This window comes from Burkholderia sp. AU4i (assembly GCF_000466765.1).
Lineage (GTDB): Bacteria > Pseudomonadota > Gammaproteobacteria > Burkholderiales > Burkholderiaceae > Burkholderia > Burkholderia cepacia.
This window is the reverse complement of the sequence record NZ_ASSI01000253.1, coordinates 1-12,909: the sequence shown is the minus strand read 5'-3', so window position 1 is coordinate 12,909 and position 12,909 is coordinate 1. Positions and strand designations below refer to the sequence as shown.

Below are 12,909 nucleotides of genomic sequence, written 5' to 3'. Positions count from 1 at the left end.
CTGCTGCATGCGTGGCCCGCCCCGCCCGCCACGACACGCGCCGACGCCGCGAGCGAGCGCGGCGCGCTGTCCGCCGCGCTCGCGGCCGACCGGATCGCGATCGAGCACGTCGAGCCGGCGGTCGACGGCGGCCGCTTCGCGGTCAAGCGCGTGATCGGGGAGACGCTCGTCGTCCATGCATCGATCTTCACCGACGGACACGCGCATCTCGCGGCCGCGCTGCAGTGGCGCGCCGCCTGCGACGACGACTGGCGCGAAATCCCGTTCGAAGCCGAACCGAACGACGGCTGGCACGCACGCGTCACGCTCGACCGGCTCGGCCGCCACGAGTTTCGCGTGATCGCGTGGCGCGACGACTGGGCGTCGCTCGTCTACGATGTCGCGAAGAAAAACGCGGCCGGCCAGGACGTGACGCTCGAACTGCGCGAAGCGCAGCTGCTGCTCGCGACCGCGCTCAGGCTCGCCGATCCGCTCGATGCGCGCGCGCTCACGCGGATGGAACAGCTGGCCGCCGGGTTCAAGGACGCGCCGGCCGACGCGCGGCTCGCGCAACTCGGCGCGGCGCCGCTCGCCGATGCGTTCGCGGCGCTGCGCTACCGTCCGTTCGTCACGCACACGACACCGTTCCCGGTCGACGTCGAGCGCCGCGCGGCGCGTTTCTCGAGCTGGTACGAGATGTTTCCGCGCTCGGCGAGCGACGACCCGGACCGGCACGGCACGTTCGACGACGTGATCGCGCACCTGCCGCGCATCCGCGACATGGGTTTCGACGTGCTGTATTTCCCGCCGATCCACCCGATCGGCACGACCGCGCGCAAGGGCCGCAACAACAGCCTGACGGCCGGCCCCGACGACGTCGGCAGCCCGTATGCGATCGGCTCGCCGGACGGCGGCCACACGGCCGTGCATCCGCAGCTCGGCACGCTCGAATCGTTCCGCGCGCTGGTCGACGCCGCGCGCGGTCACGGGCTCGAGATCGCGCTCGATTTCGCGATCCAGTGCTCGCCCGACCATCCGTGGCTCGCCGCGTATCCGGGCTGGTTCGCGTGGCGGCCCGACGGCTCGCTGCGCTTCGCGGAGAATCCGCCGAAGCGCTACCAGGACATCGTGAACCCCGATTTCTACGCGCCCGATGCGTTGCCCGACCTGTGGCTCGCGCTGCGCGACGCAATACTGTTCTGGGTCGACGCGGGCGTGCGGATCTTCCGCGTCGACAACCCGCACACGAAGCCGCTGCCGTTCTGGGCATGGATGATCGCCGACGTGCGCGGCCGGCATCCGGACGTCGTGTTCCTGTCGGAGGCGTTCACGCGGCCGGGGATGATGTATCGCCTCGCGAAAGTCGGCTTCTCGCAGTCGTACACGTACTTCACGTGGCGCGAGTCGAAGCGCGAATTCATCGACTACCTGACCGAGCTGACGGCCGGCCCCGCGCGCGAGTTCTTCCGCCCGAACTTCTTCGTCAACACGCCCGACATCAACCCGCGCCACCTGCAGAACGCGCCGCGCACGCAGTTCGTGATCCGCGCGGCGCTCGCGGCGACGCTGGCCGGATCGTGGGGCATGTACTCGGGTTTCGAGCTCGGCGAATCGGCGCCGCTGCCGGACAGCGAGGAATACGCGGACGCGGAGAAGTACGAGCTGCGCGCGCGCGACTGGCGCCGCGCCGCGCACATCGGCGCCGAGATCGCGCGGCTGAACCGCGCGCGACGCGCTCACCCGGCCCTGCAGACGCATCTCGGCATCACGTTCGCCGACGCGGACAACGACGCGGTGCTCGTGTTCGTGAAGGCGACGCCGGCGTTCGACAGCGTGGTCGCCGTCGCGATCAGCACCGACCCGTGGCATCCGCAGGTCGCGAACTTCACGCTCGACGCATCGCTGTGGCGCGGTTTCGGGCTCGTCGACGGCGAACCGCTCGACGCGCTCGAACAGGACGCCACGCACGCGGAAACCTGGCGCGGGCACCGCCAGTACGTCTCGCTCGATCCGCACGTGCGGCCGTATGCGATCTGGCGGCTCACGCCGTCTCCAGGCGCCGCGCGGGCGGCGGCGCGCGAACCGGGCGACGCCCGGCCCATTTCGGGAGCCCATGGATGATGAAACGCGAAGATTCCCTCGACGACGTGCGTCGCGCACAGTTCCCGTCGCTCGAGCCGGCCGGCACGCCGCGCCGGCGCCGCGCACGCCGCCGCGCGCCGGCCCTCTGTGCGGACGATCCGCTGTGGTACAAGGACGCGATCATCTACCAGGTGCACGTGAAGTCGTTCTACGACTCGAACAACGACGGCATCGGCGATTTCCCCGGCCTGATCGCGAAGCTCGACTACATCGCCGAACTCGGCGTCGACACGATCTGGCTGCTGCCGTTCTACCCGTCGCCGCGCCGCGACGACGGCTACGACATCTCCGACTACCGCGACGTGCATCCCGACTACGGCACGCTCGCCGACGTGCGGCGCTTCATCCGCGAAGCCCATGCGCGCGGCATCCGCGTGATCACCGAGCTGGTGATCAACCACACGTCGGACCAGCATCCGTGGTTCCAGCGCGCGCGCCGCGCGAAACCGGGCTCGAATCACCGCGACTACTACGTGTGGTCCGACACCGACACGAAATACGCGGGCACGCGGATCATCTTCCTCGATACGGAAACGTCGAACTGGACCCACGACCCGCTCGCCGGCCAGTACTACTGGCACCGCTTCTATTCGCACCAGCCCGACCTGAACTTCGACAACCCGGCCGTCGTGCGCGAGGTGCTGCAGGTGATGCGTTTCTGGCTCGACCTCGGTATCGACGGGCTGCGGCTCGACGCGGTGCCGTACCTGGTCGAACGCGAAGGCACGAACAACGAGAACCTGCCCGAGACGCACGCGATCCTGAAGCAGATCCGCGCGACGATCGACGCCGAGTACCCGAACCGGATGCTGCTCGCCGAGGCGAACCAGTGGCCGGAGGACGTGCAGGAGTATTTCGGCGACGAGAACGAATGCCACATGGCGTTCCACTTCCCGCTGATGCCGCGCATCTACATGTCGATCGCGAGCGAGGACCGTTTCCCGATCGTCGACATCATGCGGCAGACGCCGGCGCTCGCGCCGAGCAACCAGTGGGCCGTGTTCCTGCGCAACCACGACGAACTGACGCTCGAGATGGTCACCGACTCCGAGCGCGACCTGCTGTGGCAGACCTACGCGAGCGACCGGCGCGCGCGGCTGAACCTCGGCATCCGGCGCCGGCTCGCGCCGCTGATGGAACGCGACCGGCGCCGCATCGAGCTGATCAACTCGCTGCTGCTGTCGATGCCCGGCACGCCGGTGATCTATTACGGCGACGAACTCGGGATGGGCGACAACATCCATCTCGGCGACCGCGACGGCGTGCGCACGCCGATGCAGTGGTCGTCGGACCGCAACGGCGGCTTCTCGCGCGCCGACCCCGAACTGCTGGTGCTGCCGCCGGTGATGGGCTCGCTGTACGGCTATGACGCGATCAACGTCGAGGCGCAGACGCGCGACCCGCATTCGCTGCTGAACTGGACGCGGCGCATCCTCGCGACGCGCCGCGCGTCGCAGGCGTTCGGGCGCGGCACGATCCGCTTCCTGCGCCCGGATAACCGCAAGGTGCTCGCGTACCTGCGCGAGCTGGACGGCCACGATCCGGTGCTGTGCGTCGCGAACCTGTCGCGCGCGTCGCAGGCCGTCGAACTCGACCTGTCCGGGTTCGCGGGCCGCGTACCGATCGAGATGACGTCGGATTCCCCGTTTCCGCCGATCGGCCAGCTCCCGTATCTCCTCACCTTCCCGCCGTACGGCTTCCTGTGGTTCGTGCTCGCCGAACATGGCCGCGAGCCGTCGTGGCGGCAGCCGCACGCGGAAGCGCTGCCCGAATACGTGACGCTCGTGATGCGGCGCGGCGAGGCGCGGCCGAACCTCGAGCAGCTGCACACGCTCGCGCACGATGCGCTGCCGTCGTGGCTCGCGCGGCGGCGCTGGTTCGCGTCGAAGGACCGCACGATCGGCGAAGCCCGGCTGAACGTCGTCACGCCGGTGCCGGGCGAGCCGTTCGAGTATGCGGAGGCCTGGGTCGAATCGGGCGCGCAGCGCGACGTCGAACGCTACGTCGTGCCGCTCGCGGCCGCATGGGGCGGCGAGACCTCGCAGCCGCTGTTCACGCAGCTCGCGCTCGCGCGCGTGCGGCGCGGCCACACGATCGGCTACCTGACCGACGCGTTCGCGCTGCCGGCGTTCGCACGCGGGATGCTGCGCAAGCTGCGCGACGGCGCCGTGGTGCCGACCTCCGACGGCGGCCGCCTCGCGTTCCTGCCGGAGGACGCGCTCGCCGCGCTCGACCCCGGCGACGACGCCGAAGTGCGCTGGCTCGCGGCCGAGCAGAGCAACAGCTCGCTCGTGATCGGCGACGCGATCGTGCTGAAGCTGGTGCGCAAGGTCGCGCACGGCGTGCATCCGGAAGCGGAAATGAGCCGCTACCTGACGCGGATCGGCTACCCGAACACCGCGACGCTCGCGGGCGAAGTCGTGCACGTCGACCCGGACGGCACGCCGCATACAGTCGCGATCCTGCAGCGTTATGCGGACAACCAGGGCGACGCGTGGACGCGCTCGTTCGACTTCCTGCGCCGCGCGGTGGACGAGCTCGCGCTGCCGGCCGCGGACAACGACGAAACCGACGACGCCGACGAGGAACCCGAAGCGCTGCTCGGCTACGCGGCGTTCGCGGGCATCATCGGCACGCGGCTCGGCCAGTTGCACGTCGCGCTCGCGCAGCCGTCCGACGACCCCGCGTTCGCGCCGGAGCGGGCGACGCCCGGCCATGTCGACGGCTGGTGCGCGGACGCGATCGCGTCGTTCGAGCGCGCGCTCGACGTGCTGCACACGCGGCTCGATGCGCTCGATCCCGCGATGCGCGCGGCGGCCGACACGCTGCTCGCGTCGCGCGACGCGGCCGTGCGGGCGCTCGGCGAACTCGTGCCGCGCACGCTCGACGCGCAATGCATGCGGATTCACGGCGATTTCCATCTGGGACAGGTGCTCGACGTGCAGGGCGACGCGCTGCTGATCGACTTCGAAGGCGAGCCGGCGCGCCCGCTCGAGCGCCGCCGCGCGAAGTCGCATCCGCTGCGCGACGTGGCGGGCCTGCTGCGCTCGCTGTCGTATGTGAGCGCGACCGCGCAGTTCGCGATCGAGAAGGCGCCGCCGCAGGCGGCCGGCCGCAAGCGTGCGTTGTTCGACCGCTTCGGGCAGGCCGCCGCCGACCGTTTCGTCGACTGCTATCGCGCGGCCGCCGACCTCGCGCCCGCGCGCTTCGTCGATCCGCGCTACGCCGACCGCCTGCTCGCGCTGTTCCTGATCGACAAGGCGTCGTACGAGCTGTGCTACGAAGCGGCGAACCGCCCCGACTGGCTGGGCGTGCCGGTCGGCGGGCTCGCGGCGCTGGTCGAACGGCTGCTCGACGACGGCGGCGCATCCGACGACGGAGGCACGCGATGACCGATACGCTGTTCGAACGATCCGACATCGACGCGCTGCTCGCCGGACGTCATCCCGATCCGTTCGCGTGCCTCGGCCCGCACGGGCAGACCGGCCGCACCGTCGTGCGCGCGCTGCTGCCCGGCGCGACCGGCGTGCACGTGCTGTCGCCCGACGGCGACGAACTCGGCACGCTCGCCTGCGTCGATCGCGCCGGCTGCTTCGCGGGCACGATCGCGCGCAACGGCGGCGCCCCGCACTACCTGCTCGTGGTCGACTGGCCGGACGCGCGGCAGGTGATCGACGATGCGTACGCGTTCGGCACGCTGCTCGACGACGCAACGCTCGCGCGCCTGTCGGCCGGCGACCCGGCCGCGGTGCTCGACTGCCTCGGCGCGACGCCCGTGCGCATCGACGACACCGACGGCGTGCGCTTCGCGGTCTGGGCGCCGAACGCGCAACGCGTGTCGGTGGTCGGCGATTTCAACGCATGGGACGGCCGCCGCCATCCGATGCGGCTGCGGCAGCCGTCGGGCGTGTGGGAGCTGTTCGTGCCGGGCATCGGCGCCGGCGAGTGCTACAAGTACGAGCTGCGCGCGGCCGACGGGCGCGTGCTGCCGCACAAGGCCGACCCCTGTGCGCGCGCGACCGAGGCGCCGCCGCGCACGGCGTCGGTCGTCGCCGACGTCGCCGCGCTCGACGCGTTCGCGTGGCACGACGACGGCTGGATGCACGCGCGGCCGCGTGCCGACCGCTACCGCGTGCCGTGGTCGATCTACGAGGTGCACGCGGAATCGTGGCAACGCGTGCCCGACGAGATGAACCGCAGCGCGACGTGGGACGAACTCGCCGAGCGGCTGATTCCGTACGTGAAGGGGATGGGCTTCACGCACGTCGAGTTCATGCCGATCGCCGAGTACCCGTTCGGCGGGTCGTGGGGCTACCAGCCGCTCGCGCAGTTCGCGCCGTCCGCGCGCTTCGGGCCGGTCGACGGTTTCGCACGCTTCGTCGACCGCGCGCATGCGGCCGGCATCGGCGTGATCGTCGACTGGGTCCCTGCGCATTTCCCCGACGATCCGCATGGCCTTGCGCAGTTCGACGGCACGGCGCTGTACGAGCACGCCGACCCGCGCGAAGGCCTGCATCCCGACTGGCACACCTGCGTGTTCAACGTCGGCCGTACGGAAGTCGGCGCGTTCCTCGCCGCGTCGGCACTCGCGTGGGCGCGCCGGTATCACGTCGACGGCATCCGCGTCGACGCGGTCGCGTCGATGCTCTACCGCGACTACTCGCGTAAGGAAGGCGAATGGGTGCCGAACGTGCACGGCGGCCGCGAGAACCTCGAATCGGTCGCGTTCCTGCGCATGCTGAACGACACGCTGCACGGTGCGGCCGCGCCGGCCGGTGTCGTCACCGTCGCGGAGGAATCGACCGCGTGGCCGGGCGTCACCGCGCCGACCGGCGACGGCGGCCTCGGCTTCGACTTCAAGTGGAACATGGGGTGGATGCACGACACGCTCGCGTACCTGCGCGAAGACCCGGTGCACCGCCGCTATCACCACGACCGGATGACGTTCGGGCTCGTGTACGCGTTCTCCGAGCGCTTCGTGCTGCCGCTGTCGCACGACGAGGTCGTGCACGGCAAGGGCTCGCTCGTCGCGAAGATGCCGGGCGACGCATGGCAGCGGCTCGCGACGCTGCGCGCGTACTTCGGCTTCATGTGGGCGCACCCCGGCAAGAAGCTGCTGTTCATGGGCAGCGAATTCGCGCAATGGGCCGAGTTCGCGCACGACGCGACGCCGCACTGGGACCTGCTCGACGCGCCCGCGCATCGCGGCGTGCAGCGGCTCGTGCGCGACCTGAACCGCACCTATGCGGCGGAACCGGCACTGCATGCGCTCGACTGCCACGCGGCCGGCTTCTCCTGGCTGATCGGCGACGACCGCGACAACAGCGTGTTCGCGTTCGCGCGCCGCGACGACGCCGGGCGCCTCGTGGTCGCCGTCTGCAACTTCACGCCGGTGCCGCGCGCGGCCTACCGCATCGGCCTGCCCGCCCCCGGGCAGTGGCGCGAGCTGCTGAACACCGACGCCGCCCCATACGGCGGCACCAACGCCGGCAACGACGGCGCCGTGTGGGCCGAGGCCGTGCCCGCCCACGGCGAGGCGTGGTCGGCACTGCTGCGCCTTCCGCCGCTCGCGACACTGTGGCTGACCCCCGCCTGATTACCCGCGCCCTCGACACGGAGATCCGCCCCATGCCGACCGCCCTGCCCACCCGTCTCGAATCCGGCCGCAGCTATCCGCTCGGCGCGACCTGGGACGGCCTCGGGACCAATTTCGCGGTGTTTTCCGCGCACGCGCAACGCATCCAGCTGTGCGTGTTCGATCCGACCGGCCGCAAGGAACTCGCGCGCCTCGACCTGCCCGAATGCACCGACGAGGTGTGGCACGGCTACCTGCCCAACGCGCATCCGGGCACCGTGTACGGGTTTCGCGCGGACGGCCCGTACCAGCCGCAGCACGGCCATCGCTTCAATCCCACCAAGCTGCTGCTCGACCCGTATGCGCGCAAGCTGGTCGGCCAGTTCCGCTGGTCGGACGCGCTGTTCGGCTATCGCGTCCATTCGAATCGCGCGGACCTGTCGATGGACCGCCGCGATTCGGCGCCCGCGATGCCGAAGTGCGTGGTGGTCGACGAGGCGTTCGACTGGAGCACCGACCGGCGCCCGCGCGTGTCGTGGCGCAACACGGTGATCTACGAGACCCATGTGCGCGGCACGTCGATGCGCCGCGCCGGGTTGCGCCCGCCCGAACGCGGCACGTTCTCGGCGTTCGCGCATCCCGCGTTCATCGATCACCTGCTGTCGATCGGCGTGACGACGGTCGAGCTGCTGCCCGTCCACGCGTTCCTGCAGCAGCGCGCGCTCGTGAACCGCGGGCTGCGCAACTACTGGGGCTACGACACGGCCGCGTTCTTCGCGCCGGAGCCCGCGTATCTCGCGACGCGGCGGCTCGACGAGATGCGCATCGCGATCCGGCAGCTGCATGCGGCCGGCATCGAGGTCGTGCTCGACGTCGTCTACAACCACACGTGCGAGGGCAACGAGCTCGGCCCGACGCTGTCGTGGCGCGGCCTCGACAACGCGAGCTACTACCGGCTCGTGCCGGGCGACCAGCGCTTTCATGTCGACGAGACGGGCTGCGGCAACACGCTGAACCTGTCGCATCCGCGCGTGGTGCAGATGGTGATGGATTCGCTGCGCTACTGGGCCACCGCGTTCAACGTCGACGGCTTCCGCTTCGACCTCGGCGTGACGCTCGGGCGCGAGGCACACGGCTTCGATCCCGGCGCGGGCTTCTTCGACGCGTTGCGGCAGGACCCGGTGCTCGCGCAGCGCAAGCTGATCACCGAGCCGTGGGACCTCGGCCCCGGCGGCTACCAGCTCGGCCGCCACCCGCCCGGCTTCGCCGAGTGGAACGACCGCTTTCGCGACACCGTGCGGCGCTTCTGGCGCGGCGACGCGGGCCAGCGGCCGGAGCTCGCCGCGCGGCTCGCCGGGTCGGCCGACCTGTTCAACCACCAGCGGCGCCATACGTGGGCATCGGTCAATTTCGTCACCGCGCACGACGGCTTCACGCTCGCCGATCTCGTCTCGTATTCGGCGAAACACAACGAAGCGAACGGCGAGGACAACCGCGACGGCCGCGACGACAACTGCAGCGCGAACTGGGGCGCCGAAGGGCCCACCGACGACGCCGCGATCCGCGCGGTTCGCGCACGCGTCGCGCGCTCGATGCTCGCGACGCTGTTCACCGCGCTCGGCACACCGATGCTGGTGGCGGGCGACGAGTTCGGCCGCACGCAGCACGGCAACAACAACGCGTATTGCCAGGACAACGAACTGTCGTGGCTCGACTGGGACCTCGCCCACAGTGACGAAGCCGTGACGCTGATGCGCTTCGTGTCGCGGCTCGCCGCGCTGCGCCGCATGTATCCGGTGATGTCCGCGCCGGGTTATCCGTCGGGCGACCGCAACGCCGCACCGGGCATGGCCGAGATCGACTGGTTCGACGAGCGCGGCGTCGCGATGACCGTGCCCGCGTGGCAGGATCGCGAACGCCGCGCGCTGACGATGCGGCGTGTCGGCACGGGCCGCACCGGGCGCACCGAGGCGCTGCTGGTGATGCTGAACGCGTCGTCCGAGACGATCGTGTTCGCGCCGCCCGCGCCGATGCTCGAATACCGCGTGCTGGTCGACACGGCCACGCCGGACGCCGGCCCGCGCAACTGGCCGGCCGACGGGCTCGACGTCGCCGCGCATGCAGCCGCGATCGCGGTGGCCGCCGTGCCGCCCGACCCGCCCTCCTGAGGACCGCCATGACATCCCGTTCCGATCGTCCAACCAGCACGCACGCGTTCGAATCGTCGTTCGGCGCGACCTGCGTCGATGCCGAACGCACGCGCTTCCGGTTTTGGGCGCCCGCCAGCCGCACGGCCGCCGTCGAACTGCACGACGATAGCGAACACACGATTCCGATGACACCCGTCGGCGACGGCTGGTTCGAGACGGTCGCGCCGTGCGGCCCCGGCGCGCTGTATCGCTACCGCCTCGACGACGGTCTCGCGGTGCCCGACCCGGCGTCGCGCTTCCAGCCCGGCGGCGTGGACGGCCCGAGCCAGGTCGTCGATCCGGCGTCGTATCGCTGGCGCGACGGCGCATGGCGCGGCCGGCCGTGGCACGAGACGGTGCTGTACGAGTTGCACGTCGGCGCATGCGGCGGCTACGCGAGCGTCGAGCGGCGGCTGCCGGCCATTGCCGCGCTCGGCGTGACCGCCGTCGAGCTGATGCCCGTCAACGCGTTTCCCGGTTCGCGCAACTGGGGCTACGACGGCGTGCTGCCGTTCGCGCCCGATGCGTCGTACGGGCGGCCCGAGGAGCTGAAGGCGCTCGTCGACACCGCGCACGGGCTCGGGCTGCAGGTGTTCCTCGACGTCGTGTACAACCACTTCGGCCCCGAAGGCAACCTGCTGCCGCGCTACGCGCCCGCCTTCTTCCGCGACGACCGGCGGACCGCGTGGGGGCCCGCGATCGATTTTTCGCACCCGCAGACGAGCGCGTTCTTCATCGAGAATGCGCTGTACTGGCTCGACGAATTCCGTTTCGACGGGCTGCGCATCGACGCCGCGCACGCGATCGGCGACGACGCGTGGTTGCGCGAACTCGCGCGCCGCGTGCGGACGCATGCGGGCGACACACGCCACCTTCATCTCGTGCTCGAGAACGAACGCAACACGGCGAGCCTGCTCGGCCCCGGCGGTTTCGATGCGCAGTGGAACGACGATTTCCACAACAGCGCGCACGTGCTGCTGACCGGCGAGCGCGACGGCTACTACCGCGCGTACGCCGACGCGCCGCTGCGCCATCTCGCGCGCACGCTCGGCGAAGGTTTCGCGTACCAGGGCGAACCGTCGCCGCTGCACGACGGCGCCGCGCGCGGCGAGCCGAGCGCGCACCTGCCGCCCACCGCGTTCGTCACGTTCCTGCAGAACCACGACCAGATCGGCAACCGCGCGTTCGGCGAGCGGCTGCGCGCGCTCGCGAACGACGACGCGGTGCGCGCGGCCACCGCGCTGATGCTGCTCGCGCCGCCGATCCCGCTGCTGTTCATGGGCGAGGAAGACGGCAGCACGCAGCCGTTCCAGTTCTTCACCGACTATCGCGGCGCGCTCGCCGACGCGGTGCGCGAAGGCCGGCGCCGCGAATTCGCGGCGTTTCCCGCGTTCGCCGATCCCGCGCATCGCGACCTGATTCCCGACCCGAACGACATCGCGACGTTCGTCCGTTCGTCGTCGCACCATCCGCCGGACGACAACTGGCCCGATGCGGCCGCATGGCAGCGCTTCTACCGCAGCGCGCTGACGGTGCGCGCGGTGCTCGTGACGCCGCATCTGCCGGGCGCGCGGGCACTCGGCGTCGACCTGCTCGCGGGCGACGGCGACCCTGCGGCGCTCGTCGCGCGCTGGCGCCTCGGCGACGGCAGCACGCTGACGATCGCGCTGAATCTCGGCTCGCTCGACGCGGCACTGCCCGAACTGCCGGTCGGCAAGATCGTGTTCGAGACGCCGCCGCGCGCCCGCGACCGGCTGCCCGACCTGAAGCTGCCGCCACGCGCGTGCATCGCGTGGCGGGACGGTGCGGTCAACCACGATGCGCGGCACCATCGCGCGAACGGGCAGAGCCGATCATGACGACCGACGTTTCGATCTCGACACTCGCGCAGGCGGCCGGCCTCGAAGCCGACTGGACCGATGCCGGCGGCATCGCGCGGCGCGTGGACGACGGCGCGCTCGCCGCGCTCGTCGATGCGCTGGGCTGGCCGTGCGGCACGGCGGCTCAGCGCGTCGACAGCGCGGCGGCGCTCGCAGGCGAACACACGGCGGTGCCGCGCGTCGTGACCGGCGACGCGGGCCTGCCGCTGCCCCTGCCCGCCGCGCTCGCGCAACCGGGCGCGCGCTTCAGGATCACGCTCGAAGCGGGCGGACACATCGACGGGCGCGTGGATGCGCACGGCGCGCTGCCGCCGCTCGCGATGCCCGGTTACCACGCGCTCGACATCGGCGACCGGCGCATCGGGCTGACGATCGCGCCGCCCCATACGCCCCCGTTCGACACGCGTGCGACGGATGCGGGCAACCGCTGGGGCATCGCGGCGCAGCTCTACAGCCTGCGCCGCGCGGGCGACGGCGGCGCGGGCGACTACACCGCGCTCGCGCAGCTGGCCGCGCGCGCGGCGCGGCATGGCGCACAGGCAGTGGCGATCAGCCCGACGCACGCCGGCTATCCGGCGCTGCCCGCGCACGACAGCCCGTATTCGCCGTCGTCGCGGCGCTGGCACAACGTCGCGTATCTCGACTGCGACGCGGTGCCGGGCGCCGAGGCCGTGCGACACGTGTCCGGCGCGGCAGCCGATGCGCCGCTGATCGACTGGCCGCACGTGCTGCCGCTGAAGCTGCGCCGCCTGCGCGCGTGCTTCGACGCGTGGCGCGCCGACGACGCCCCGTCGCGCGACGCGTTCCAGCGGTTTCGCGCGACGGGCGGCGCGGCGCTCGACGCGCACGCGCGCTTCGATGCGCTGCAGGCGTTCTGCCTGGAACACGGGCTCGGGGCCGACTGGCGGCAGTGGCCGGCGCCGTGGCGCGACCCGGCATCGGCGGAAGTCGACGCATTCGCGCATACGCATGCCGATACGGTCGCGTTCCATACGTTCCTGCAATGGTGCGCCGCGCGCGCGCTCGGCGACGCGCAGCATGCGGCCCGCCGCGCCGGCATGGCCACCGGGCTGATCGCCGATCTCGCGGTCGGCTCCGATCGCGCGGGCAGCGACGCATGGGCGCACGGCGCGACGCTGCTGCG

Annotated in this window: 6 protein-coding genes; all 6 read left to right on the top strand. The window is 71.5% G+C overall.

Annotation, left to right across the window (positions count from 1 at the left end):
- Positions 1–2,100, top strand: a 2,100-nt coding sequence (locus tag L810_RS39420) for an alpha-1,4-glucan--maltose-1-phosphate maltosyltransferase (RefSeq protein ID WP_051392389.1), incomplete at its 5' end; no start/stop codon positions are given.
- Positions 2,100–5,513 (top strand): maltose alpha-D-glucosyltransferase, encoded by a 3,414-nt coding sequence (gene treS, locus L810_RS39415; RefSeq protein WP_042978140.1) that lies wholly within the window; start codon positions 2,100–2,102, stop codon positions 5,511–5,513. The genes L810_RS39420 and treS, both read left to right, overlap by 1 nt.
- Complete coding sequence (glgB, locus tag L810_RS39410) at positions 5,510–7,717, top strand: 1,4-alpha-glucan branching protein GlgB (protein ID WP_021163728.1); 2,208 nt, start codon at positions 5,510–5,512, stop codon at positions 7,715–7,717. The genes treS and glgB overlap by 4 nt, the downstream gene beginning before the upstream one ends.
- 32 nt (positions 7,718–7,749) lie before the next feature.
- Complete coding sequence (glgX, locus tag L810_RS39405) at positions 7,750–9,864, top strand: glycogen debranching protein GlgX (protein WP_021163727.1); 2,115 nt, start codon at positions 7,750–7,752, stop codon at positions 9,862–9,864.
- Positions 9,865–9,872: 8 nt separating this feature from the next.
- A complete protein-coding gene (gene treZ / locus L810_RS39400; RefSeq protein ID WP_021163726.1) occupies positions 9,873–11,744 on the top strand; it encodes a malto-oligosyltrehalose trehalohydrolase in 1,872 nt (623 codons plus the stop codon).
- On the top strand, positions 11,741–12,909 hold a 1,169-nt coding region (locus L810_RS39395), incomplete at its 3' end, for a 4-alpha-glucanotransferase (protein WP_042978139.1). The genes treZ and L810_RS39395, both read left to right, overlap by 4 nt.